General features: G+C 68.0%; 28 protein-coding genes. 15 read left to right on the top strand and 13 right to left on the bottom strand.

Going from position 1 to position 24546, the window contains the following annotated elements; all coding sequences use genetic code 11:
* Positions 1-43 precede the first annotated feature (43 nt).
* A complete protein-coding gene (locus tag AMK34_RS14740) occupies positions 44-583 on the top strand; it encodes a hypothetical protein (RefSeq protein WP_038521288.1) in 540 nt (179 codons plus the stop codon).
* Here the strand turns inward: AMK34_RS14740 and AMK34_RS14745 are convergent, their stop codons facing one another.
* Positions 584-1048 carry a DUF6328 family protein gene (locus tag AMK34_RS14745; RefSeq protein ID WP_038521290.1) on the bottom strand — a complete coding sequence of 155 codons (465 nt, stop codon included), beginning with the start codon at positions 1046-1048 and terminating at the stop codon, positions 584-586.
* Entirely contained in the window at positions 993-1955 is a 963-nt protein-coding gene (locus AMK34_RS14750; protein ID WP_073845758.1) for a DMT family transporter, read from the bottom strand. The genes AMK34_RS14745 and AMK34_RS14750 overlap by 56 nt, the downstream gene beginning before the upstream one ends.
* An 83-nt stretch (positions 1956-2038) precedes the next feature.
* Between AMK34_RS14750 and AMK34_RS14755 the strand changes: the two genes are divergently transcribed.
* Complete coding sequence (locus AMK34_RS14755; protein WP_038521295.1) at positions 2039-2590, top strand: superoxide dismutase family protein; 552 nt, start codon at positions 2039-2041, stop codon at positions 2588-2590.
* On the opposite strand, the gene AMK34_RS14760 is transcribed toward AMK34_RS14755, so the two are convergent.
* From AMK34_RS14760 to AMK34_RS14775, 4 genes are all read right to left on the bottom strand, one after another.
* Positions 2587-2988, bottom strand: coding sequence for a TIGR03667 family PPOX class F420-dependent oxidoreductase (locus AMK34_RS14760; RefSeq protein WP_038521298.1), 402 nt, complete (start codon positions 2986-2988; stop codon positions 2587-2589). The genes AMK34_RS14755 and AMK34_RS14760 overlap by 4 nt on opposite strands.
* Positions 2989-3031: 43 nt before the next feature.
* Complete coding sequence (locus AMK34_RS14765) at positions 3032-5044, bottom strand: DUF2339 domain-containing protein (RefSeq protein ID WP_073845759.1); 2013 nt, start codon at positions 5042-5044, stop codon at positions 3032-3034.
* A 72-nt stretch (positions 5045-5116) separates the two neighbouring features.
* A complete protein-coding gene (uppS, locus tag AMK34_RS14770) occupies positions 5117-5875 on the bottom strand; it encodes a polyprenyl diphosphate synthase (RefSeq protein ID WP_073846296.1) in 759 nt (252 codons plus the stop codon).
* A 148-nt stretch (positions 5876-6023) separates the two neighbouring features.
* On the bottom strand, positions 6024-6599 hold the full coding sequence (locus AMK34_RS14775; RefSeq protein ID WP_037334800.1) for a DUF3800 domain-containing protein: 576 nt from the start codon (positions 6597-6599) through the stop codon (positions 6024-6026).
* A 346-nt stretch (positions 6600-6945) separates the two neighbouring features.
* Between AMK34_RS14775 and AMK34_RS42675 the strand changes: the two genes are divergently transcribed.
* Together AMK34_RS42675 and dusB are read left to right on the top strand one after the other, a co-directional pair.
* Positions 6946-7194: a hypothetical protein gene (locus tag AMK34_RS42675; protein WP_143202455.1), complete on the top strand. Its 249-nt coding sequence runs from the start codon at positions 6946-6948 to the stop codon at positions 7192-7194.
* An 18-nt stretch (positions 7195-7212) separates the two neighbouring features.
* Positions 7213-8358 (top strand): tRNA dihydrouridine synthase DusB, encoded by a 1146-nt coding sequence (gene dusB, locus AMK34_RS14785; protein ID WP_016337992.1) that lies wholly within the window; start codon positions 7213-7215, stop codon positions 8356-8358.
* Between the two features lie 46 nt (positions 8359-8404).
* Here the strand turns inward: dusB and AMK34_RS14790 are convergent, their stop codons facing one another.
* On the bottom strand, positions 8405-8689 hold the full coding sequence (locus AMK34_RS14790; RefSeq protein ID WP_037334795.1) for a hypothetical protein: 285 nt from the start codon (positions 8687-8689) through the stop codon (positions 8405-8407).
* Positions 8690-8811: 122 nt separating this feature from the next.
* On the opposite strand from AMK34_RS14790, the gene AMK34_RS14795 reads away from it, so the two are divergent.
* The 5 genes from AMK34_RS14795 (at position 8812) to phoU (ending at position 14072) form a co-directional block, all read left to right on the top strand.
* Positions 8812-9645 (top strand): alpha/beta fold hydrolase, encoded by an 834-nt coding sequence (locus AMK34_RS14795; protein WP_073845760.1) that lies wholly within the window; start codon positions 8812-8814, stop codon positions 9643-9645.
* A gap of 58 nt (positions 9646-9703) precedes the next feature.
* The gene (gene idi / locus AMK34_RS14800) at positions 9704-10267 is read left to right on the top strand and encodes an isopentenyl-diphosphate Delta-isomerase (RefSeq protein WP_073845761.1); all 564 of its coding nucleotides are present in this window, start codon (positions 9704-9706) and stop codon (positions 10265-10267) included.
* Between the two features lie 113 nt (positions 10268-10380).
* Positions 10381-11109: a GGDEF domain-containing protein gene (locus AMK34_RS14805; protein ID WP_038521315.1), complete on the top strand. Its 729-nt coding sequence runs from the start codon at positions 10381-10383 to the stop codon at positions 11107-11109.
* Between the two features lie 816 nt (positions 11110-11925).
* Positions 11926-13329: an LCP family protein gene (locus tag AMK34_RS14810; protein ID WP_038521318.1), complete on the top strand. Its 1404-nt coding sequence runs from the start codon at positions 11926-11928 to the stop codon at positions 13327-13329.
* An 80-nt stretch (positions 13330-13409) separates the two neighbouring features.
* Positions 13410-14072 (top strand): phosphate signaling complex protein PhoU, encoded by a 663-nt coding sequence (gene phoU / locus AMK34_RS14815; protein ID WP_016337999.1) that lies wholly within the window; start codon positions 13410-13412, stop codon positions 14070-14072.
* A 433-nt stretch (positions 14073-14505) separates the two neighbouring features.
* Here phoU and pstB read toward each other — a convergent pair whose 3' ends face one another.
* The 6 genes from pstB to AMK34_RS14850 all read right to left on the bottom strand — a co-directional run bounded on the left by pstB (position 14506) and on the right by AMK34_RS14850 (position 20378).
* The gene (pstB, locus tag AMK34_RS14825) at positions 14506-15282 is read right to left on the bottom strand and encodes a phosphate ABC transporter ATP-binding protein PstB (RefSeq protein ID WP_016338000.1); all 777 of its coding nucleotides are present in this window, start codon (positions 15280-15282) and stop codon (positions 14506-14508) included.
* Positions 15283-15292: 10 nt separating this feature from the next.
* Positions 15293-16210, bottom strand: a complete 918-nt coding sequence (pstA, locus tag AMK34_RS14830; protein ID WP_037334778.1) for a phosphate ABC transporter permease PstA — start codon at positions 16208-16210, stop codon at positions 15293-15295.
* Between the two features lie 2 nt (positions 16211-16212).
* Positions 16213-17130 carry a phosphate ABC transporter permease subunit PstC gene (gene pstC, locus AMK34_RS14835; protein WP_016338002.1) on the bottom strand — a complete coding sequence of 306 codons (918 nt, stop codon included), beginning with the start codon at positions 17128-17130 and terminating at the stop codon, positions 16213-16215.
* Positions 17131-17338: 208 nt separating this feature from the next.
* A complete protein-coding gene (gene pstS / locus AMK34_RS14840) occupies positions 17339-18463 on the bottom strand; it encodes a phosphate ABC transporter substrate-binding protein PstS (RefSeq protein WP_037334774.1) in 1125 nt (374 codons plus the stop codon).
* 229 nt (positions 18464-18692) lie between these two features.
* Entirely contained in the window at positions 18693-19568 is an 876-nt protein-coding gene (mshD, locus tag AMK34_RS14845; protein ID WP_038521324.1) for a mycothiol synthase, read from the bottom strand.
* A 63-nt stretch (positions 19569-19631) separates the two neighbouring features.
* Positions 19632-20378: a winged helix-turn-helix transcriptional regulator gene (locus AMK34_RS14850; protein ID WP_038521327.1), complete on the bottom strand. Its 747-nt coding sequence runs from the start codon at positions 20376-20378 to the stop codon at positions 19632-19634.
* 144 nt (positions 20379-20522) lie between these two features.
* Here AMK34_RS14850 and AMK34_RS14855 point away from each other — a divergent pair, with 144 nt between their 5' ends.
* The 6 genes from AMK34_RS14855 to AMK34_RS14880 all read left to right on the top strand — a co-directional run bounded on the left by AMK34_RS14855 (position 20523) and on the right by AMK34_RS14880 (position 24546).
* Positions 20523-21416, top strand: a complete 894-nt coding sequence (locus AMK34_RS14855; RefSeq protein WP_083649866.1) for an LmeA family phospholipid-binding protein — start codon at positions 20523-20525, stop codon at positions 21414-21416.
* 7 nt (positions 21417-21423) lie between these two features.
* A complete protein-coding gene (locus AMK34_RS14860) occupies positions 21424-21843 on the top strand; it encodes a TlpA family protein disulfide reductase (protein ID WP_038521329.1) in 420 nt (139 codons plus the stop codon).
* Positions 21844-22069: 226 nt separating this feature from the next.
* Positions 22070-22504 carry a DUF4395 domain-containing protein gene (locus AMK34_RS14865; RefSeq protein WP_038521332.1) on the top strand — a complete coding sequence of 145 codons (435 nt, stop codon included), beginning with the start codon at positions 22070-22072 and terminating at the stop codon, positions 22502-22504.
* Between the two features lie 21 nt (positions 22505-22525).
* Positions 22526-23362, top strand: coding sequence for a sulfurtransferase (locus tag AMK34_RS14870; protein WP_038521335.1), 837 nt, complete (start codon positions 22526-22528; stop codon positions 23360-23362).
* On the top strand, positions 23362-23670 hold the full coding sequence (locus AMK34_RS14875) for a DUF1416 domain-containing protein (protein WP_038521338.1): 309 nt from the start codon (positions 23362-23364) through the stop codon (positions 23668-23670). Before AMK34_RS14870 ends, AMK34_RS14875 begins: the two co-directional genes overlap by 1 nt.
* 252 nt (positions 23671-23922) lie before the next feature.
* Positions 23923-24546, top strand: a complete 624-nt coding sequence (locus tag AMK34_RS14880; RefSeq protein WP_007032570.1) for an FABP family protein — start codon at positions 23923-23925, stop codon at positions 24544-24546.

Below are 24546 nucleotides of genomic sequence, written 5' to 3' on the forward strand. Positions count from 1 at the left end.
CGAACCGCGGATGAACACTTGCCCCGCTCGGTAGCTTCGTCCCATGGGGAACGTCAAACGCTGGCCCGTGCTCGCCGGGGTCGGTGTGGTGGTGGCCGCGGCAGGCTGGTGGATCGTGGACGAGATGCCGACGGTGGACGACGCCGTCGCCCGCGAGGCGCTGCCGCCGATCGACGAGCATCTGCGCGCGTGGACGACGGCGGCCGCCCACTCCGACGACCCGGACGTCCGCTGGGTGTGCACGCAGAAGGTGATCGAGACCAGGCCGGACGGCGACCGGGTCAAGATCGGCCTGGTCGCGAGCTGCGACGAGGTCGCGAAAGAGGGCGGCGGGCTCGTCACGCGCAGCGGATTCCGGCGGCAGGCGATGGTCTACCGCGTGGAACGGACCCCCGGCGGGTTCCGCGTGCTCGACCGGAAGTTCGCGGAGGACGGCGCCGGCTACTCACGTTCGGTCAAGGAGATGTTCTCCTGGGTCGGCGCCCGCCGGGTACTCGACGGCGCGAGCCCGGACGATCCGAAGTCCGTGTCGGCCGCCGCTTTCGGCCTGCCCGAAAGCACGCCGGTGCGCACCGGGCGGTGATCAGTCGCCGTTGCGGTCGATCTTCTTCGGCACGACGAACCACATGACGACGAACAGCACCGCCGACACCACGCCGAGGATCGTCATCGCGATCGGGCCGTAGACGACCTTGGCGATGAGCGCGACGGTCGTGGTGATGGCGGCCGCCAGGCAGGCGAGGCCCGCCAGCACGGAACGGTTGCCGACGGTGAGGATCCGCTCACGGTTCCCGGTGCGGAACAGCAGCCGGTGCCACGCGGCGGGCGCCGTCAGCAGCACCGTCGAACAGACCGTGAGCAGGACGGCCGTCAGGTGGACGGCCTTCTCGAATCCGCTCGCCTCGTGGAACTCGTCGGTGAACACCACCGTGAGCAGGAAACCGAAGAGGATCTGGACACCGGCCTGCGCGACCCGCAGCTCCTGCAGGAGCTCACTGACGTTGCGGGTCAGGCGTTCGTTCTTCGTCTCGCCGGTGTGCTCGACCATGCGGCGGCTCCAAGACCATCGGTTGACGCCTGACCTTTTCATGCCAGCCGAGCGACGTGACCGACACGACCACCACGGCGAGGCCCAGCCACTGAGTACCCGACAAATCGGCGTTCAAGCACAATACGCCGATCACGGCCGCGGTGACCGGGAACGCGAGCTCGGCCAGCGTCGCCCTGGCGGCCGGAGTCGACCGCAGGCCCAGGTAGTACAGGCTCAGCGCCAGCAGGCCGGGGACGAAGGCGAGCAGGCCGAGCCCGAGCGCGTTGTCCCAGCCGACCGCGAACTCGCCGCCCTGGTAGGCCACGATGCCCGCCGCGACCGGGAGTCCGACGGTGAAGCGCAGGGTGGTGACCTCCTTCGGCGCCAGTTCGGTGGAGAGCAGCCGTCCGAGCACCGTGCCCGCCGCCCACAACGCGGCCGCGCCGATCGCCAGCAGCGCCGCCTTGGCCGCGGCGAGCTGGATGTTCAGCGGATCCTTGAACGCCAGCAGCCAGGCGCCGAGCAGCGCCGGGATCGCGAAGAAGGCGTAACCGGGGCGGACCCGCTCACTGAGGACGAAATACGCCGCCAGCACGGCGAACACCGGCTGGAGCTTCTGCAGCACCAGCGGCGTCACCGGGTCGCCCAGTTTGAAGGCCGCGGTGAACATCGCGGTCGCGAGCGCGGAGGATCCGCCGCCGATGGCGAGCACCGCCAGCCATTCCCGCGGTCCGGTCCGGCGCAGCGCGCGGAAAGCGCCGGGAATGAAGGGACTCAGCACGAGCACCACCAGCAGGTGCTCCCAGAAGACCACCGTGGCCGCCGGAAGCGCCTCGGCCAGCGGAAGCCGAAGAAGCCCGTCGGTACCCCAAAGCGCGGCGGCGACCGCGACCAGCCAGGTGCGATCCGGAGGGTTGCTACTCACTTTTCCTGCCCATAGTTTGAGAATGATCGCCCGACGGAGTGACCGCTCTGGCGTGTCCGATTCGTGCCGACTAGGCAAGGGGCATGCGCCCCGTCCCCGCACTCGCCCTCGTCCTGTCCGCGGCCGCCTTGGCCCTGACCGCCGGCGCCGGGCCGGCCACCGCCGTCCCCGGCTCCCGGGTCCACGTGATCACCGCCAAGAGCGGCTTGACCATCTACAAACCCGACCTGGTGCCACCCGGCGCCCGCGCGCACGTCTTCGGGTTGACGTCCAAGGCCCATGGCACGTCGACCGCGGTCCTCGTGACCGGCCTGCTGCCCAACCGCGAATACGGCGCCCACGCGCACACGAAGCCGTGCGGCGCCACCGGTGATCTCGCCGGCCCGCACTACCAGAACGTCGAAGACCCGGTGAAGCCGTCGGTGGACCCGGCCTATGCCAACCCCCGCAACGAGATCTGGCTCGACCTCACCTCCGACGCCACCGGCCGCGGCGTCGCCGTGTCCAAAGTGGACTGGACGTTCACCGACCGGCGCGCGAACTCGATCGTGATCCACGAAACGCATACGCACACCGACCCGGGCCACGCCGGGACCGCGGGGGCCCGGCTGGCCTGTGTGACGGTCGGTTTTTAGAAACCCCAGGTACGTTCGGGCCGGATCCTGATCCGGACGCTGTACTCCCGGTCGAACTTCGGGACGTCGTAGTCGATCGCCGGGTAGTGCTTCTCGTACTTGGCGAGGAAGCCCGGCTGCTCCGACGCGAGACCGTCCGGCAGGATCTCGGCCTTGCCGCCGATCACCAGGATCGAGCCCCCGTGCTCGTCGCTGTTGAAGTGGAGGCTGACCTCGGAGTTGGCTTCGATGTGGCGGGTCTTCGCCGTGTCCGGCTGGCTGAAGACGATGAAATCGTCACCGTCGAGCACGAACCACACCGGGCGGGGCGAAGGGCGTCCCTTCGGGCTGATCGTGGTCAGCCAGGCGACGTTCTCCTTCGCCCGCTCGGCGAGCCGCGGATCGGGTTGGTAGGTCATGAACCGACCAACCACGATCCCGCGGCTTTTCTTCCACGTCCGCTCAGCGAGACGCGACGAGCTTCGCGTACCGCGTCCCCGCGCCGAGCAGCACCAGACCGGCGATGAGGAACGCGGCGACCCTGGCCAGGCCGTCGAGCGCGGAGAGGTCGAACAGGACCAGCTTCAGCACCGCGGCGCCGACCAGCACGAACCCGATCACCCGCAGGTTGACCGCCGAGATGCCGCGGATGAGCAGGACCAGCGCGGCGACCGTCCACGACACCGTGATCACCACGTGGCCGACGAGGAAACCCGACCGGCCGGGAACGGACAGCAGCGCGCCGCACAGCACCAGCGCGCCCGCGCCGTAAAGCCCGCAGACCCCGGCGAGGAGCCACGGCACCACGTTCTCGGCCGCGGCCTTGAACAGTCCCAGGCGGTGTGAGACCCACGGAAGCGTGATCGAGGCGGCCAAGATCGCCAGGGCCACCAGGAACGCGGCGGCGAGGTCGGCGTCCGGACGGTTGCGGACCAGGAAGAACAGCGTCGGCGGGACGTCGAGGACCAGCGCGATCATGCCGCCGATGACGGCGAAGCCGAGGCCTCCGAAGAGCGCGACGTGCTTCTTCGTCCACAGCGCGACCAGGGCCAGCAAGACCGCTTCGCCGATGAGGATCCCCGAACGGGCACTGCCGTCGAAGAGCGTCATCGTCGTCTGCAGGGCAGCGACGAGCCCGGCGGCGCCCGCGAGCTCACCCGTCCAACCGTCGAGCCACTGCCCGACGGCCCACACCGCGAGCAGCACCAGCGCGACCGAGGCGGTGACGAGCACGGCCTGGGTCTTCGGCAGGAACAGCGCGGCGAGCAACGACGGGGCGGGGGCGACGGCGAGCAGGGCGAGCCCGGCGGCGTCTCCCGGCCGCTTGAGGGTGACGATCAGGGCCAGCGCGAGAGCGGTACCGCCCGCGGCCAGCGCGGCGGCGGTGTTGGCCGTGCTGCCGCCGAAGCCGACGAAGGCCGTGCTGCAGACCGAGGCGAGCAGCGGCGGGATCCCGGCCGCGACCGCGACCGACGGCCAGGACTGGCGCAGCTGCACCGGCGTCGAAGCGATCTGGACGACAAGAAGGAACGCGACCAGCTGCGGGGTGAACCCCTGCGTGATGATGGGCGCGCAGATCACACAGCCGAGCACGACGGCCGTCGCGAGCAGCGACGACTCCCACCGCACGGCCAGCAGCAACCCGCAGACCGCGATCACGAGCCCGATCGCTAGACCGGCGTAGGCCGGGAGGTACTCGTACATCGTCGTCGCGGCGATGGCGTCGAGGTACAGCGCGCCGATCCCGGTCGCGGCGAGCGCGAACGCACCCGTGCGGCCCGCCGGCGTGCGGTGAAGGCGGAGGCCGATCCCGACCAGCGCCGCGCCGAGCACGGCACCGCCGATCACCCGCGGCACCGGACCGAACCAGCCACGCTGGATCGCGAGCACGAGGAACAGCACGATGCCGAGCAACGTGACCGCGCCGCCGATCCAGGCCAGCAGCCTGCTGCCGGCGCCCTCCTTGCCCAGCTTCTCGGCGAGCGACACCTTCGGGGCGGGCTGGTACGGGCGGTAGGGCTGCTGCGGCTGCTGGTACTGCTGACGGTATTGCTGCTGCCATTGGTGCTGCCACTGCGCGTACTGGGCCTGCTGGTGCTGCTGGTGGTACTGGGCCTGGTACTGAGGGTGCTGCGGGTGGGTGAAGTAGCGCGGGTACGGCTGCTGGGGCGCGTGGGGCTGCTGCGTCTGGCCCTGATGCGGCGTCTGGGGCTGTTGCGGCTGCTCCGGCTGCGGCTGGGTTGCCTGCGGTGTCGGCGGCTGCTCTGTCTGCTCGGCCTGCGGTGCCGTGGCCTGCTCTTCCTGCTGCTCGGCGGGCTTCTCCGCCTGCTCAGGCGCCTCTTCGGGCCTCGGCTCGGCCTCGGACTGGACGGTCCGCAGCTCGGTGCCGACCCGCGCGAGGCGGGCCCCAAGGTCGTCGATCTCCCCGGCGAGCCTGAGGAGCACATCCCCATCGGTGGTCATGGCGATCAGCATGCGGCCTGACGCCCGCCGAGGGATCCGTAGCACTACTCAATCGTGATGACGATGTGGTCGCGACCTGCAAGATCATCGCGATCTGGCCCACACCCGGAGCGCCCGTAAGAGGTCGATGTACCGGAAGCCCGGCCAGTTCACGTCGCAGAAGTACAGCCGGGAATCCTTGGCCTGCCAAAGCAGGAATCCGGACAGCCGGACCTCACCACTGGTGCGGATGATCAGGTCCGGATCGGGACTGCCGACCGTGTACAGATGCGCGGAAAGAGCGTCCACGGAGACGGACTCCGCGATCTCCACCAGGGTTTTGCCGTCCGCCGCCCCTTCGAGCACGAGATCGCGGACGGCGTCGACGATCTCCTCGCGGCTTCCGTACCCGATCGCGAGAGTCAGCTCAGGCCCCGTCGCGCCCCGAGTGTCCTCTTCGGCCTGTTTCAGCACTTCGGCCGTGGACGACGGCAGCATGTCGAGCCGCCCCACAGGCGCGACGCGCCAGTTCGCACCCGGCGCGGCGAGCCGCTCACGGACGACGTCCTCGATCACCTGCATCAAGAAGGCCATCTCCGGCGATGCGCGCTTCGTCAGGTTGTCGACCGAAGCGAGGTACACCGTCACGTGCCCGATGCCGAGGCCTTCGCACCACGACATCAGCCGGGCGATGTGCTGCGCTCCGTGACGATGCCCCTCGCGGACGTCCTCGAAGCCCATCGCGCGGGCCCAGCGGCGGTTGCCGTCGATGATCAAGCCGACGTGGCGGGGCAGTGGACCTCGCAGGAGGCGAGCGTGGAGCCGTCGCGCGTAGAGGTCGTCGAGTCCGGTCCGTACGCCCATGAAGGCGAAGCTACCGAAATCGGGGTCGGCGTGCGGATCGCTCATGAGCTACGCTGAACACGGAGTGTGGCGCCGCGGGCGCCACACGAGTCGCAAGGCCAGGTGCACCCGGGGAATACCGGGACCCTGGCCTTACGCATGTCCATGGTCAACAACGGGTGTCGACCTGGAACTCGATGGCGCACTCGGCCAGTTGGTCGGCGTAGTCGGGGTTTCCTTGTCTTCGAGCCCGAACGGCCCCGGCGACGATGTCGGAGATCCACAACAGCGGCTCATCGGCACCGCGCACGTGCCGAATGCGGAATACGGCGCCTCGCGGCAAGGAAAAGCGGCATTGCTGGACCGTGCGCACGTCGCGGGCATCGAGCTGGGCCGTACGGCCTTCTGCGACCAGGAGCCCGACGCCGAGCGCGTGCAACTCCATCACCAGGCGTTGCATGCACAGAGAACGGCCACGTTCCTGCCGCCGCGCCGGTACCGGAGTGCCCACCGCCACCAGGTGAAGCTCCTCGAAGTCGGCGACCTGCTTGACGACCGCTCGCTTCTGCCCGTCGGTCAGCACGGTCCAATGCAGTTTTCCCGTGCGTTCGGCCCGTATGCCCAGCATGGCTTCGCGCAGTTCGGCATGCCGTTCGACGGGCAGGACCGCGGCCGCGAGTACGTAGAAACCACCGTCGTCGTCTTCTTTGAAGGATTCGTCGGCGAAGGCTTGAAGCGCGGCCATCGGACGAGCCTAGGGATTCCTGCCCGGCTCAATCGGTACGGTCCGGCGTCCGGATTCGCGGTGCCGCAACACCGCGCGGATCGAGTGAATACTCGGCCACTGTGTGGATTTTGGGACATCTGACGTCCCAAAATCCACACGGTCACCGCAGGGAGCCAAAGGTCAGGCCCGCGCACCGGAAGTTTCTCCATACTGGGGGGGGATGAACCCCGGCGAAACGCTCCTCAGCACGTCCCGCACCTTCCAGCTGTGGCGATACGGCGCAGGGCACTCACAGTTGATCCTCCGGTCCGGGTTCAGGCCGCAGGCCGATCCTGTCGAACTTCTCTTCGAAGGCGTCCGGTCGGTGCGCTTCGAGAACCTTCACTTCCCCGAGCTGACCGTATGGAGAGACGAAGACGAAGTCATCGAGACCGAGAAGTACCGCATGTACAACCTGCGAATCGAATTGAGATCCCCGAAGCACACAGGCGTGATCACCGCCGGTCGCATGACCTACATCGACGGGACCTACACCGACGGCACGATCAAATGGTGGGTGACCTCCCCGCGCGGCGAGGAAATCGGCGGCGGAGCCCGGCCCACCTGCGAGTGACAGACACCACAGGCGACAATGGAGGACGTGACAGCCACCTTGAGCAAGCCCAGCCTGAAGATCGGCCCCTACGAGGTCGATCCGCCGGTCGTGCTCGCTCCCATGGCGGGCATCACCAACGTCGCGTTCCGGCAGCTGTGCCAGGAGTACGGCGCCGGCATCTACGTCTGCGAGATGATCACCGCCCGCGCGGTGGTCGAGCGCCACCCCGGAACCATGCACATGATGACCTTCGGCGAGAACGAAAAGCCCAGGTCCATGCAGCTTTACGGCGTCGACCCGAAGACCATGGCCGAGGCCGTCCGCATCATCACCGGTGAGGGGCTCGCCGACCACATCGACAGCAACTTCGGCTGCCCGGTGGCGAAGGTGACGCGCAAGGGCGGCGGCGCGGCGTTGCCGTTCAAGCGCAAGCTGTTCGCCGACATCGTGCGCGAGTCGGCGAAGGCCGCGGCCGAGGCGGGGGTGCCGTTCACGGTCAAGTTCCGGGTGGGCATCGACGACGACCACCTGACGTACCTCGACGCCGGGCGCATCGCCGAGGCGGAGGGCGCGGCGGCGGTCAGCCTGCACGCGCGCACCGCCGCGCAGCGTTACTCCGGCCAGGCCGACTGGACGAAGATCGCGGCGCTCAAGGAGGCCGTCACCAGCATCCCGGTGCTCGGCAACGGCGACATCTTCTCCGCCGAGGACGCGCTTCGCATGGTCGACGAGACCGGTTGCGACGGCGTCGTCGTCGGCCGCGGTTGCTTGGGCAGGCCGTGGCTGTTCGGTGAGCTGGAAGCCGCCTTCGCCGGTCGCCCGCAGCCGACGCCGCCGAATCTCGGCGAGGTCGCGAAGGTGCTGCGCCGCCACACGGAACTGCTCGTGGAGCACGACGGCCACGACAAGGCCATGCGCGACATCCGCAAGCACATGGCTTGGTACTTCATGGGTTTCCCGGTCGGTTCGGAGCTGCGACGCGGTTTCGCGATGCTCTCCAGCATGGACCAGCTCGACGACCTGATCGCCAAGCTCGACCACGACGCGCCGTTCCCCACCGCGGCCACCGGTCCGCGCGGGCGGCAGGGTTCGCCGGGCAAGGTCACGCTGCCGCACGGCTGGCTCGACGACCCGGACGACGACTGCGTCCCCGAAGCCGAGGACATGCACTCGGGCGGCTGAAACGAAAAACGCTCCCGCCGGGCGGCGGGAGCGTTTCGTTCACGACTCAGGTTCCCCTGGTCTTGTAGGCGAACTTCCACTGGTCGTGGTCGACCTCGAAGCACCGCATGGTGATCGTGTAATACCGGGCCATGTTGCTCTGCTCGATGAGACACGCCTCGTAGGTCGGGTACGGCCCGAGATGACACCCCGGGTTGCCGTCACAGACCCCGAGCACCGAAACCGGTGCCTCCTGCGCGACCGCGACATTCGCCGCGGTGACACCGATTCCGCCCGCGAGCGCGACGGAAGCGGCGCCGACGGCGAGCCGGCGCCTCCAACTGTTCGACATGTGATACCCCAGTTTCCCCAGTGCGGCCGAAGATCGGCAGCGCGCTCATTAGACGATCAAGGGACACTCGTCGTCAATCCCTTGCCGCTTGCCGGAAACCGGAGACCCGTAAAGTCGGCGTCGTGATCGAGCAGCTGAGCATCCCCACCGCGGCCGGTTCCTTCGACGCCATCGCGGCGGGCCCCGAAGACGGCCGTCCCGTCCTGCTGCTGCACGGGTTTCCCGAGGCCGCGGTGGAATGGGAGCACCAGGTCGCGACGCTCGGCGTGCTCGGTTATCGCGCGGTCGCCCCGGATCAGCGCGGATACTCGCCGGACGTCCGGCCGGAACAGGCCTCCGAGTACGGGATCGACGACCTCGTCGGTGACGTCATCGCGATCGCGGATCGCTTGGGGTGGAACGAATTCGATCTCGTCGGACACGACTGGGGCGGCGCGGTCGCGTGGTGGACGGCCGACGCGCATCCCGCCAGGCTCCGCAGTCTCACCGTGATTTCGACGCCGCATCCGGCGGCGCTGGCGGAGGCCATGAAGACCGACGAGGACCAGCATCTCCGTTCGGCGTACATGACCGAATGGCGGCAGACCCGCGTCACCGAACGGCGGATGCTCGAGAACAACGCCGAGGCGCTGCGCCGCATGTTCGACTGGAAAGTGCCGCCGAGCAAGATCGACGAGTACATCCAGCGTCTTTCCGAGCCGGGCGCGCTGACCGCCGCGCTCAACTGGTACCGCGCCGGCCGTCCCGGCGGGAAGATCGGGCCGATCGAGGTTCCGACGCTCTACATCTGGAGCACCGAGGACGCCGCCTTCGGTTCGACGGCCGCGCTCGACACCGCGAACCGGGTCACCGGCCCGTACCGCTTCGAGATGATCGAGGACGTCTCTCACTGGGTCGTGGAAGAGGCTCCCGAGGCCGTCACATCTTTGCTCGTGGAGCACCTTTCATCCCACTAACAGGGGTAACTCTGGTCGCGGTACCGGTTACAGCGAGCCTGCTGGTTCAGTGGGTCCGATGAACAACATGACCGAAGTGGACACCGAACGCATCGTCTACGTCACCGAGGACGGCGAGCCGACCGGCGAAACCGCGCCCAAGCTGGCCGCGCACCACGAGCACACCCGGCTGCACCTGGCGTTCTCCTGCTATCTGTTGCGCGGCAGCGACCAGTCCCTGCTGATCACCAGCCGCGCCGCCACCAAGAAGGTGTGGCCTCGCGTGTGGACCAACAGTGTCTGCGGGCACCCCGCACCGGGTGAACCGATCGAGGAGGCCGTCCGGCGCCGCGCCGCCTTCGAGCTCGGGCTGCCGCGGCTGAACGGGCTCCGGTGCGTCCTTCCGGCCTACCGTTACTCCACTCCGCCGTTCGAAGGTGTGGTCGAGAACGAGTTCTGCCCGGTCTTCGTCGCCTGGGTCGACGACGATCCGGAACCGCATCCCGACGAGGTCGGCGACTGGCGCTGGCTGAGCTGGAACGATTACGCACTGTTGCTGAATGACGATGTGACTGACGTGAGTTACTGGGCGAAGGATCAGTTTTCGCAGCTCAAGGACGCTGAGCCGTTTTCGTCCTTATGAAAAGACACTTCGGTGCGTGACAATGGCGCCGAACCGTCGTCCTCTTGAGCGATATTCACTTTGGCCCGTACTCATACCTCAAGAGATCCCTCCTATACGACGAAAACCAATTCGTGGCGGAGGTGAGCGTGGCAGCCGACGACGAGGCCGCGCTCCCACCGGGCGCGCCGACCACCGATCTGCTCAGTCTCCACGAGTCGATCGCCGGGGTATTGGCCACGCAGGGCGACTGGCGGCGCGCGTATCACCACCTCAAATCCGCCTTCGACCTCGCCAGGGCCGGCAGCCTGCGGGACACACTGACGTCCAGTTACAACCGCCGCTACCTCGACCAGTGGCTGCACGGCCCGGCCGTCGACCACCGCGGCCCGCCGGGCGTCGCGATCGCGCTGGTCGACCTCGACCTGTTCAAGGACGTCAACGACACTTTCGGGCATCTGGTGGGTGATCGGGTGCTCCGCGAGGTGGCCGACCTGCTGCAACAGGGACTTCCGCCGGAGGCGTTCTGCGCCCGCTACGGCGGCGAGGAGTTCGCGCTCGTCATCCCGGACGTCGACGCCGCCCGCGCCGTGCGCATCGCCGACACCGCCCGTATCCGGGTGGCCCGCCATCCGTGGCGCCGCATCCGCCCGGGCCTGTCGGTGACGATCAGCGTGGGGCTCGCGCACGAAAGCCGGATGGAGCCGGATCTCGCGGCCGAACCGGAACGGCAGTTGCGCAGTGCCGACACTTTGTTGTATATGGCGAAACGGGCGGGACGAAACAAAGTGGCCTATCAGGATAGGGAATCGTCGCGCACGATTCCGCATCCGATGAACACGGCGGAGTCCGCGGGCGCTTAGCCCACTCGCCGCCACTCACACAGTCAACCGTCGCACTCTGCGTAGCGGTTTCACACCTTTTAACGCAGCTTTAACCACGACCGCTCACCCGATCGCATGGACCGTTCGGCGCTTCTCGGTACCTTGGGTGAAGAAAATTCCGGGATGGTTGTCGTCACGAACCTGAGGTGTCCGTACGATAACGAAAGAGCTTCGACGCCAGGCCTGAAAGGAGACCGAGTGCCCGACGAGCACCACACCCCGGGGACCGGTCGCCACAGCAACACCGACAGGAATGCCGGTGAGCGCGGCCGCCGGGCCCGACGCCGCTCGATGGACACCCACGGCGGGATCAGCGTTTCCGACGTCGTCGCACGTCATACCGGTGAACGCCCGATCTTCGACCCCTCCGCCGAGGCGCCCGCTCCGCGTCGTCTCCGGCAGAGCGAGCCGTCGCCGGAGCCTCCGAGACCCGGTGCGCGAGCCGCCCGGACGGAGCCGCCCGCACCTCGCCGTCCTCGGCCCGCCGCGCCCGCCGAGAGCCCGGCACCCCCTCCCCGCGCGGCCAAACCCGCCGCCCCGCGTGCCCAGATGCCGCCGCGTGGCCCGCAGCCCGACGAGACCCAGCGTCCGCCTCGAGCGCGCCAGCCGCGCCGCGCCACGCAGGCCGCGCCCAGCCCCGAAGCCCCGACGCAGCGCCGCCCGCCCGTGGTCGGCCCGGGCGCGCAGCAGCAGCCCGCGGTACCGCCGCCCCCGCGTCGTCCTCGCCGTCCGGTGCAACGGCCGGTGCAGCAGGCGTCCGCCCCACCGTCGCCGGGTGTCCCGCCGCGGTCCGAGATGGACCGGCTCACGATGACCGATGAGCTCGAGGCGATCGACGACGCGACGATCACCAAGCGCAAGATCGACCACACGCTCGCCCGGTTCTCCGCCGCGCACGACGAACTCGAGGCCGAAGAGGCCAAGAAGCGTGAGCGCCGCGAGCGGCTCGCCCTGCGCCCCGCCGCGCTGCTGGAGCAGACCCGCACGGCCTTGCAGCGGGTGGTCACGACCACCGATCCCGAGCCTGCCGCGGCCGCCGAGGAGTCCGCGCCACAGACCCGGCTGCAGGAGAAGAAGGAACGCAAGACCAGGCAGACGGCCAAGGCAGGCCGGATCGCCGCCGCCGTGGTCGCCGCGCTCGTGTTCCTTTCCATCGGTTCGGCTTGGGGCGCCCAGACCTGGTTCGACGCGAAGTTCAACAACGTCGCTTCGCTCGACGAGGACTCGGCCGACATCCAGGACGCCGCCGGCCAGACCGGCGACGAGAACTTCCTGATGGTCGGCTCCGACACCCGTGACGGCGCGGCCGCCGAAGACGGTGTCGGCGACGCCGAGGGCACCCCGGGCGCCCGCTCGGACACGGTGATGATCGCGCACGTCCCCGCCGACCGGCAGCGCGTCGTCATGGTGTCCTTCCCGCGCGACCTCGAGATCAGCCGCCCCGAATGCAAGCGCTGGGACCCGGCGACGTCGTCGTACTCGGACCAGACCTCGCCGGCGCAGAAGATCGCGAAGCTGAACACCGCCTACGCGGTCGGCGGCCCGCAGTGCGTCACGAAGGTCATTCAGCAGATCACCGGCATGAAGATGAACCACTTCGTCGGGATCGACTTCAACGGCTTCAAATCCATGGTCGACGCCGTGCAGGGCGTCACCGTGTACAACGAGAAGCCGGTCGACGACACCACGCTCGGCATGATCATCCCGCAGGCGGGCGAGGTGCGGATCTCCGGCGATCAGGCGCTGAACTACGTCCGGGCGCGGCACGTCAAGGGCGACCCGACGTCGGACTACGGCCGGATCAAACGGCAGCAGGCCTTCCTCGGCGCGCTGCTGAAGACGGTGATGTCGAAGGACGTCATCCTGGACACCGGCAAGCTCAGCGGCTTCATCGACGCGTTCGCCAAGGCCACCTTCGGCGAGAACCTCGGCATCAAGCAGATGATGACGCTGGCGAAGTCGATGCGCGGGATGGGCTCGGACAAGGTCAAGTTCCTCACCGTGCCCACCACCGAAGAGGCGAACAAACGCGGCAACGAGGTGTTGCTGCAGAGCAAGGCGAAGGCCGTCTTCGACGCGTTGATCAACAACACGCCGCTGGAAGAGAAGGCCCCGGCGCCTCCCGCGAGCGACACGGCCTCGCCCCCGACCAGCTCCGCCAAGTCGGGCGGCGCCAAGAAGAGCAGCAGCTCAGGCTGAGGATCATTCGTTAGTCCGGGTTCATGTCAGGTTCACTCTGGGATGCGGCTTTTGGCCTCTGTTCCCCGTAGGGTTGGGCCATGCGTGAGGCTTACCATGTCGAACTCGAACAGCTCGCCGAGAACCTAGCGAGCATGTCCCTCCAGGTCGCCGACGCGATGGAGCGGGCGACCCGGGCGTTGCTCGAGGTCGATCTCGGGCTCGCCGAGCAGGTCATCAGCGACGACGCGAAGGTCGACGACGCGCGCGCCGAATGCGAGGAGCAGGCGTACGCGCTGCTGGCCCTGCAGGCACCCGTCGCGACCGACCTCCGGACCGTGCTCGCCGCGATCCACGCGGCGGAAAGCCTGGAGCGGATGGGCGATCTGGCGCTGCACGTGGCCAAGGCCGCGCGCCGCCGTCACCCGGACCCCGTACTGCCCGAAGAGGTGAAGGCGGACTTCGCCAAGATGGGCGAGGTCGGCGTGAGCCTGGCCCGTCAGGTCGAGCAGGTCATCAAGTCCAAGGACGTCGAGGCCGCCCGCACGATCGAGTCGGACGACGACGAGGTCGACGAGATCCACAAGCACCTGTTCACGGTCATCATGGACCGGAACTGGGACCACGGCGTCGCCGCGGCCGTGGACGTCACCCTGCTGGGCCGCTTCTACGAGCGCTTCGCCGACCACGCCGTCTCGGTCGCGCGCCGGATGATCTTCGTGGTGACCGGCAAGATGCCGGGTTACGGACCCGACGAGCTTTAAGGGCTGAAGGGGACTTTCCCCGCATGAGACGTAGCGAAGGGGCCCTTCACCGCATCTAACGCGGTGAAGGGCCCCTTCGTCATGCTGGCGCCGGACCGACATCGGTCGTTTCGCGTGACGGAACGGACGACACGTGTGAGCTGGTGGACGACACACGTGATCCGAGGGACGACACGGCTGAGGCCGAGCTACGCGGCGAGCCGTCCCTCTGGACACGTGTGTCGTCCACTCCGTCACGCGTGTCGTCCGTCCAGTCACGCGTGTCGTCCAGCCGCCCGCCATCGCGCCGCGGGGGAAGGTGTTGCGAAAGCCACTTTCGCAACCTTCAACGTTGCGAAAGTGGCTTTCGCAACGTCCACTCGACCCCCAAGCGCGTGAAGGCCCCCTTCCCTCGGTTGAGCCGAGGAAAGGGGGCCTTCACGCGCGACAAAGATCAGCCGAACCGGCCCGAGATGTAGTCCTCGGTCGCCTTCTCGTCCGGGTTCGAGAAGATCTTCTCCGTGTCGTTCAGCTCCACCAGGCGCCCCGGCTGGCCGACGCCCGCCAGGTTGAAGAACGCGGTCTGGTCCGAGACCCGCGCCGCCTGCTGCATGTTGTGCGTCACGATGACGATCGTGTACTCCTTCTTGAGCTCACCGATCAGGTCCTCGATGGCCAGCGTCGAGATCGGGTCGAGCGCGGAGCACGGCTCGTCCATCAGCAGCACGTCGGGCCGCACGGCGATCGCCCGCGCGATGCAGAGCCGCTGCTGCTGACCACCGGAGAGGCCGCCGCCCGGCTTGTTCAGCCGGTCCTTGACCTCGTTCCACAGGTTCGCGCCGCGCAGGGCCCGCTCGGCGACGTCGTCGAGCTCCTTCTTGCCCTTGGTGCCGCCCAGGCGCAGGCCGGCCACGACGTTGTCGCGGATGGACATCGTCGGGAACGGGTTGGGGCGCTGGAACACCATGCCGATGGTGCGGCGGACCTGCACCGGGTCGACACCGGCGCCGTAGATGTCCTCGCCGTCCAGCAGCACCTCGCCCTCGACGCGGGCGCCGGGGATGACCTCGTGCATGCGGTTCAGCGTGCGCAGCACCGTCGACTTGCCGCAGCCCGACGGGCCGATGAACGCGGTGACGTTCCGCGGCGGCACCGAGAGGGTGACGCCGTCCACGGCGTGGAATTTGCCGTAGTAGATGTCCACGTCTTTGACGTCGATTCGTTTGGCCATCTCAAACAGCTCACTTCTTCTTCGGGGCGACAAGACGGGCAAAGAGCATGGCGAGGAGGTTCACGATCGCGATGATCAGTACCAGGGTGAGCGCCGCTCCCCAGATCCTGTCGAACGCGACGGTACCTTCGTCGAACGGGTTGCTGACCCGTTCGTTGTTCATCAGAAGCGGCAGTGCGGCCTGTTCGCCACCGAAGATGTCCCAGTTCACGTAGGCGGAGTACCCCACGAGGACCAGCAGCGGCGCGGTCTCGCCCATGACCCTGGCGAGCGCCATCATGATGCCGCCGATGATGCCGGACAGCGCGGTCGGCAGGACGATCTTCATGATCGTCTTCCACTTCGGCACGCCCAGCGCGTAGGAGGCTTCGCGCAGGTCGTCCGGGACGATCCGCAGCATCTCCTCCGAGGAGCGCACGACCACCGGGATCATCAGCAGCACCAGCGCGAGCGACACGGCGAAACCGCTGCGCGGGAGGCCGAACGTCGTGATCCACAGCGCGTAGATGAACAGCGCCGCGACGATCGAGGGGACACCGGAGAGGATGTCCACCATGAAGGTCGTGACCTTCGCGAGTTTGCCGCGGCCGTATTCGACCAGGTAGATCGCGACCAGCATGCCGATCGGGACCGCGATGATCGCGCAGACCAGGCCCTGCAGCACCGAGCCGATGACCGCGTGCAGCACGCCGCCGCCGACCTCGTCCGACAGCACGGAGCCGAAGTCCTCGGTCCACCAGTTGCTGTAGGGGATCCGCTTGACACCGTTGATGACCACAGTGGCGAGGAGCCACACCAGCGGCACGACGGCGATCAGGAACGACAGCCAGATCAACGTCGTGGCGAAGCCGTTCTTGACCTTCCTCGCCAGGCTGACCTGCTGGAAGGCGGGGGTGGTGGCGGGGGTCTTCTCGAGCGTGGTGGACATGCTCAGTCCCCCTTCTTGGCGATGACGGATCGCGCGATGAAGTTGACGACGAGCGTCAGCAGGAACAGCACGAGACCCGCCGCGATGTACGCGCCCGCCGAGATCTCGTTGTTGAGTTCCGCGTAGTCCGCCGCGATCTTCGAGGCGAACGTGGCGCCGCCGTCGAAGAGGCTCCAGGTGAACTCGCGGCCGACCGCGCCGGTCAGGATGATCGCGAGCGCGATCGTCTCGCCGAGCGCGCGGCCGAGGCCGAGCATCGAAGCGCCGATGTAGCCCGCCTTGCCGAACGGGAGCACCGTGGTGCGGATGACCTCCCAGCGGGTGGCGCCCAGCGCCAGCGCGCCCTCGATATGCGGGGTCGGGGTCCGCTCGAACACCTCACGGGACAGCGAGGTGATGATCGGCAGGATCATCACGGCCAGCACGATGCCCGCGGTGAAGATGGTGCCCCGCAGGTCCGGCGAGACGTTGCCGGCCGCGAAGAGCGGGATCCACGAGAAGGTGTCGTTGACCCACTGCGAGAAGGGCTCGATCGCCGGCGCGAAGACCATCAGGCCCCACAGGCCGTAGATGATCGAAGGGACCGCGGCGAGCAGGTCGATCACGTAGGCGAAGGGCCGTGCCAGCCGCTTCGGCGCGTACTGGGTGAGGAAGAGGGCGATCCCGAGCGAGATCGGCATCGCGATGATCAACGCCAGCAGGGACGAGTACACCGTCACCAGCAGCAGGCCCATGATCCCGAAGCGCATGTCGTCCGGGGTGGTCTGCCAGACCTGGCTGGTCAGGAAGTTCACGTTGTCGGCCTGCAACGCCGGGATGGCCTGCACCAGCAGGAACAGCCCGATCAGGCCGATCAGCGAGACGACGAAGACGCCGGCTCCGGTGGTCAGGATCTGGAAGATGCGGTCACCGGGTCGCACCGTCCTGGAATTGGGGCTCGCGAGGCGCACCGAGGACTGCTCGGGCGGTGACGCGGCAGATTGCTCCGAAATCGGGTCCTCCGTGAAGGTCTCGCGGACGCCAGAACGCCCACCGGGGTCGCCGGTGGGCGTTCTGGGCGAAGACGAATCGCTCATCGACTACTTCAGTCCAGCCTGTTCACTGATCAACCTAGAGGTCGTCGACAGATCAGGCGATGGCCTTGACGGCGGTCAGGACCTTGTCCTGCAGGCTCTGCGGGATCGGCACGTAGCCCTTGTCCGAAAGCGGCTTCTGACCGTCGGTGGCGGCGACGTTCAGGAACGCCTTGACGGCCTTGCCGACCTCGGCGTCCGCGTACTTCGAGCAGACGATCTCGTAGGTGGCGAGCAGCAGCGGGTAGGCGCCCGCGACGTTGCTGGAGTAGATCGAGTTCAGGTCCAGCGCGAGGTCGTTGCTGCCTTCCTTCTTGAACTTCGCCGAGTCGAGGGACTTGGCGACGTTCGCGGCGGTGAGCTCGACACCGCCGGAGCCGCTGTCGATCAGGGCGGCGTTCAGGCCGTCCTTCGCGAAGGAGGACTCGACGTAGGTGATGGCGCCGTCGGTGGCCTTGACCGCGCTGGCCACACCGTTGGACTTCTCGGCACCGTTACCGACGCCACCGTTGAACTTCTTGCCGTCGCCCTGGGTCCAAGCGCCCTTCGAGGCCGCCTTCAGGTACTTCTGGAAGTTGTCGGTGGTGCCCGACTCGTCGGTGCGGGAGATGACCTGGATGGCCTTGTCCGGCAGGTTGACGCTCTCGTTGCCCTTGACCGCCTTGATGGCCGGGTCGTTCCACTTGGTGATGCCGCCGTTGAAGATCTTGGCGGTGACCTCGGGGGTCAGGGTCAGCTTGTCGACCCCGGAAACCTTGTACGCGACGGCGACCGGGCCGATGACGAGCGGGAGGTTCCACGCGTCCGAGGCGCACCGGGCCTTGGCCTTCTCGGCCTCTTCGTCCTTGAGGGGCGAGTCCGAACCGGCGAAGTCGACCTGGTTCGCGTTGAACTGCTTGATGCCGGCGCCCGAACCGCTGGGGTTGTAGTTCACCTTCTGGCCGGAGCACTTGGCGGCGTAAGCCTGCACGAAGATGTCGACCGCGGTCTTCTGCGCGGACGAACCCTCGGCCGAAAGCGGGTTCTTGCCGCCGCATTCGACGTTGGCCGCGCCACTCGGAGCGGCGGCGGCACCCGTGCTGCCGGGCTTGGTCGCCGCCGGGTCGGATCCACAAGCGCCGAGCACGAGGGCGGCGGTGGCCACGATGCCGATCGCGCCCGCGGGCCGCATGATCTTCACTGCATTTCCTCCACTGGGAGACTTTCGCCGGATCGGTGGAACGGGAGCGTTCCTTCCGGACCCGGACATTAAGCACCGACAGTGGACAGGCGACCGTCTAAGGGTGAACGGCAAGTGAACAAGGCGGCCGATGTGAGCAGCGCGACTACTCCGAAAGTGACCCGTGTCCCGCCCGTGACCTGCGCGTCTGCTCTCCGTGACCGGTCAAGTGCCGCCCGTGTGAACGCCGTTACCGTGCGTATTGAACGTCTACCTCGTATCGGGTGAAGCCGAGCTTCGAATACACGGCGAGTGCGGGCGCGTTGTCCCCTTCGACGTAAAGGATCACTTGCCCCAGCCCGCGATCACGGAGATACCGCAGTCCGGCGAGGGTGAGGGCCTTTCCGAGGCCGCCGCCCTGCGCGTCCGGGTCGATCCCGACGACATAGACCTCTCCGGCGGGCTCACCGCCGAACCGGCCGGGGACCGCCTCGTGGACCTTCGTCCAGTGGAAGCCGATGACCTCGCCGTTCTCCTCCGCGAGGAAGAAGCCTTCGGGGTCGAACCAGGCGTCCTTCTCGGTCGCCCGGACCTCGTCGGCGGTCAGCGCGCCCTGTTCGGGGTGCCAGTCGAAGGCGCGGGCGTTGACCCGCACCATCGCTTCCTCGTCCTGGCCGGGGACGAACGTGCGCAGCGTGACCCCTTCGCGCGTCACGGGTTCCGGCCAGTCGGCGCTCTCGACGTCCGCGTGGAGGATCAGCAGTTCGCGGGCCCGTTCGAAACCTTCGGTCCCGGCGAGGTGGACGGCGGCGGGGTGGTCGCCGTGCGCCCAGACACGCAGCGGCTTCCCCGCGGTCTCTTCGACGAGCGCCCTGGTGAGCGCCCTGCCGTGGCCGGAGCGGCGATGCGCGGGGTGGACGAACAGTTCGGCGACCTGGTTTCCGTGCGAGTCGCCCTCGGTGTCCAGATGCGCGTACGCGACCAACGCGCCGTCGACGCGGCCGAGGAGGTGCCGCCCACCGTCGAACCCGGAGTCCTCCGGGCGGCCGTCGGCCTCGCGCACGGCGAGGAGGAAGTCGTGGATCTCTTCCGTGTCCGGTTCACCGGTCCAAGCCAGATCGAGCATGAAATCGACCCTACCCGGGAACCCGCCTTCCGCCTGGACGTCTTGTCAGACAGGAAAGGGGACTCAGTGCGCGGAAAACTCGCTCGGCTCGTAGACGCTCGAGTCCGGGGCGACGGCCTGCTTGGCCGCTCCCTTCGAGGGACGCTCGAACTTGTAGCCGACGTTGCGCACGGTGCCGATCATCTGCTCGTGCTCCGGCCCCAGCTTCGCGCGCAGACGCCGGACGTGGACGTCGACCGTGCGCGTGCCGCCGAAGAAGTCGTAACCCCAGACCTCCTGCAGCAGCTGGGCGCGGGTGAACACCCGGCCGGCGTGCTGCGCGAGGTACTTGAGGAGTTCGAACTCCTTGTACGTGAGCTCGAGAGTGCGCTTGCGCAGCTTCGCGGTGTAGGTCGCTTCGTCGATGACGAGGTCGCCGACGCGGAGTTCGGCGTCGACCTGCGCGGCACTGCCGTCGCGGGTGGTGACCAGCCGCAACCGGGCGTCGACCTCGGCGGGACCGGCCGTCGGGAGGAGGATGTCGTCGGTGCGCCATTCCGCGCTGACCGCGACCAGACCGCCTTCGCCGACGACGGCGATGACCGGCGTGGAGGCCTCGTCCTCGCCGGCGCCCTTGAGCAGGCGGCAGAGGCTCTTCGCGGAGGCGAGATCGGTGCGGGCGTCGAGGACGATGACGTCGCGGTGGCCCGCGTCGAGCAGCGCGGTCACTTCCGGAGCACGGACGCGTACGGTGTGGGGCAGCAGGTCCAGGGCGGGCAACACCGTGGTGGCATCTGCTTCCGCGGTCAGTACCAGAAGGTCCAGGCTCATCGCCGCACCGCCTTCGGATCGTGGCCGCCTCGAACGTGGCGACCGCCGGTGCTTAGTGAGAATAGCGGGTGAACAGCCGGGGACCTACCCCGTGCTGGATCGATCACACCTGGCCAAAGAGGTTGACGAAGGAGATTCGACGCAATGGTGAGCAGGCCCGTGGCGCAGGACGACCGACCCTCTCCGGGGCGGTCCGCCAAGCGAGGAAAGCGCCGTGGCCGGGGCTGGCTCATCGCCCTCGCGGTCCTCGTGGTGCTGCTGGTCGGCGCCGATTTCGGGGCGGCGGCGTTCGCCGAGCACACGATCTCCCAGAAGGCCCGCCAGCAGCTGGATCTGGCCAACGATCCGGCGGTCACGGTGCACGGTTTCCCGTTCCTGACCCAGGCCCTTTCCGGTGACTACAGTCACATCACCATCAACGCCCAGGGCGTCGCCGTTCCGCCGAAACTGCGTGACGTGGACTTCAACGCGGACATGAGCGACGTCACGGCGCCGCTCTCGGACCTGACGTCCGGCAACACGAAGTCGATCGTCATCGGCACGCTCAAGGGCGAGGTGACGATCAAGGCCGCGGACATCGCGCGGCAGGCGCCGCTGGACAAGATCGAGAACCTCAAGATCGAACCGGTCACCGAGGACTACGTCCGCAACGGCGACAGCGGCCAGGGCGAGACGAAGCCGACGGCGACCAATGAGAACGGCGAGCCGGTGGACACCGCCAGCGCCGGGATCCGGGTTTCGGGCAACGTCCAGATCGCCGGGCAGAAGGTGGAGATCTTCTGCTTCGCGATGATCGAACTGGACGGGCAGAAGATCCGTCTCGAGCCGAAGCGGCTGCAGTTCGGGAATGACAAGGAGACCACCGTCGTTCCCCAAGCGGTGCAGGACGCGCTGCTGCCGAACTTCAACGCGACCATCGACACCGGCGCGATGCCGTTCTCGGTGACGCCGACCTCGGTGCGCGTGAACAGCGGCTCGGTGACCATCAAGGGTGAAGGCAAGAACGTGGCCTTCAGCGGAGCGAAGCCTCAGGGGTGACTTGCGGATGACCGGAGTATGGGTGCTGCTGGGTGTCTTGGTGCTCGGCGGGATCGCGGGCGCGCTGATGCGAGCGCGTAACGGCCGGATCCGCGCGGCCAAACCCGGCGCGCCCACACTGCCCGGTCGTGTCTCGGGTGCCCTCGCGCCCGAAGGCGTCACCCTGGTCCAGATCTCCACGACGTTCTGCGCGCCGTGCCGCCACACCCGCGCGATCCTCTCGGCGCTCGCGGACAAGACCGACGGCCTCACGCACGTCGATCTGGACGTCACCGAAACCCCCGAAGTCGCCCAGGCGCTCTCGGTGCTGCGGACCCCCACGACGTTGGCCTTGACCCCGGACGGCCGGGAGGTTTTCCGCGTCGGCGGCGTTCCCCGAGGTCAGGAGCTTCTAGAAGCCCTGAGGCCCCATCTGGCGAACGCCTGATCCCGAATTTTGGGAAGCGTCCCAAGGTGTGAACACGGTTCCCAACCTGAGGGAGCTCTGCGTACCCTCGTGCCCGTGAACAGGCTGCCCCGAACCTTGCTGACCCAGCGCCGCGCAGTGGATCTGTGCCGCGTTCGCAGCAGCCTGTGTCCCGGCGTTCGCTGAACCTCGCCTGCGCGTGCCCGTCCGGCACGCATCTCCTTACCTCTCGTTCGCAGGAGGAACCATGTCCGCAGGACCGGCCGTCGACCCCCGTGGTCCGCGTTTCGCCGCCATCCTGACGACGATCGTGCTCGCGGTCGTGCTCATCACCCAGTGGTGGCCACTGCTCGCGGCGCAGGCGGTGGTGTTCGCGATCGGTGCCTTCATCGGTTTGAAGCCGGCGCCGTACTCCCTGCTCTACCGCTACCTCGTCGCGCCGCGGCTCGGCCCGACGACCGAACGCGAGGACGCCGCCCCGCTGCGGTTCGCGCAGGCCGTCGGGTTCGTGTTCGCCGTCGTCGGCACCGTCGGTTTCGCCGCCGGCCTGACCGCGCTCGGCTTCGTCGCCACGGCGTTCGCGCTGTTCGCGGCGTTCCTCAACGCGGCGTTCAACTTCTGTCTCGGTTGCGAGATGTACCTGCTCATCAAGCGTTTCAGCCCCAGCCCTCGCGCGTCCTAACCCAGAAAGAGAGTCAGCTCCATGAGCCGTGAAGACGTCCTGGTCACCACCCAGTGGGCCGAGGAGAACCTGGACACCCCGGGTGTCGTGTTCATCGAGGTCGACGAGGACACGACCGCGTACGACAACGGACACATCCGCGGTGCGGTGAAGTTCGACTGGCGCAAGGACCTGCAGGACGGTGTCCGCCGCGACTTCGTCAACAAGGAGGGCTTCGAGAAGCTGTTGTCCGAGAAGGGCATCTCGAACGACGACCGCGTGATCCTCTACGGCGGCAACAACAACTGGTTCGCCGCGTACGCGTACTGGTACTTCAAGCTCTACGGCCACGAGAACGTGCAGCTGCTCGACGGCGGCCGCAAGAAGTGGGAGCTCGACGGCCGCGAGCTGAACTCGGACGAGGTCAAGCGCGAAGCCACCACGTACCAGGCCAAGGAGCAGGACCTGTCGATCCGCGCGTTCCGCGACGAGGTCGTCCAGGCCATCGGCGGCAGCAACTTCGTCGACGTGCGTTCCCCCGACGAGTTCTCCGGCAAGCTGCTCGCCCCGGCGCACCTGCCGCAGGAGCAGTCGCAGGTCCCGGGCCACATCCCCGGCGCGCTGAACGTCCCGTGGGCGAAGGTCGCCAACGAGGACGGCACCTTCAAGACCGAGGAAGAGATCAAGGAGCTGTACTCCGACGAGGGCCTCGACGAGTCGAAGTCCACGATCGCGTACTGCCGGATCGGTGAGCGTTCGTCCATCGCGTGGTTCGCGCTGCACGAGCTCCTCGGCTACGACCAGGTGAAGAACTACGACGGTTCGTGGACGGAATACGGCTCGCTCGTCGGCGTGCCGGTCGAGTTGGGAGCTAAGTGATGGCAGACGACAGCTGCGGCGCGCCGGTCCAGGAGGCCACGCCCGCCGATTACGACACCCGCGGCCAGGTCGTCCTGGCCGGCAAGGTGACCGGCTCGGAAGGGCCCGTCGGCGGCGCCTTCGTGCGGTTGCTCGACGGCGGCGGCGACTTCACCGGCGAGGTGGTCTCGTCGGCCGACGGCGACTTCCGCTTTTACGCGGCCCCCGGTGACTGGACGGTGCGCGCGCTGCACCGCTCCGGCAACGGCGAAGCCTCCGTCACCGCGCAGGGACCCGGCGTGCACCAGCTGGCGATCTCGGTCGCCTGAGACGGGCTGAAGGGGCCCTTCACCGCATCTCATGCGGTGAAGGGCCCCTTCGTCGCGTCAGATGCGGTGAAAGCGTCCTTCAGCGCCTGTGGGCACTGCCACGCGACCTCGGCAGGCCTGTCGGGGCAGGTAGCGACTAAGGTGCGTGTCGTGGAGATCCTGTTTACGACCCTGCTGGTGCTCGCCGGCGTCGCGATCACCTGGTTCGCCGTGTACGTCGTCTACCGGCTTTACGCGGACCAGCGCTGACCCATGACGGCTAGTGGCGACGAGGCCATCCAGGCCGCGGAAAAGCGCGCGGAGAGCACGCGCGACCGGAACCTTCCGCAGTTCGACGACATGCCCATCCCGGGCGACACCGCGAACCTGCGCGAAGGTCCGAACCTCAACGACGCCTGCCTGGCGCTCCTGCCGCTCGTCGGCGTGTGGCGCGGCGAGGGCGAGGTCGACTACCCGACCATCGAGGGCCCGTACCGGTTCGGCATGCAGCTGACCATCGCGCACGACGGCCGCCCGTTCCTCACGCACGAGGCACGCGCCTGGCTGCTCGACGAGGACGGCAAGGTCATCCGTCCCGCCGCGCGCGAATCCGGGTTCTGGCGCCCGCAGGCCGACGACACGATCGAGCTGCTGCTGACGCACAACACCGGCATCGTGGAGCTCTTCTACGGCAAGCCGCGCGGCAAGGCCTCGGTCCCGGCCTGGGAACTGGGCACCGACGCGGTCGTCCGCACCTCGACGGCCAAGGACGTCACGGCGTCTCAGCGGCTCTACGGCATCGTCAACGGCGAACTCGGCTTCGTCGAGGAGCGCGCCATGATGGGCCAGGAACTGCAGCCGCACACGTCGGCGCTGCTGCGTCGCGTGGTGGGCTGA

It is taken from the genome of Amycolatopsis sp. CB00013, from assembly GCF_001905755.1.
Classification (GTDB): domain Bacteria; phylum Actinomycetota; class Actinomycetes; order Mycobacteriales; family Pseudonocardiaceae; genus Amycolatopsis; species Amycolatopsis japonica.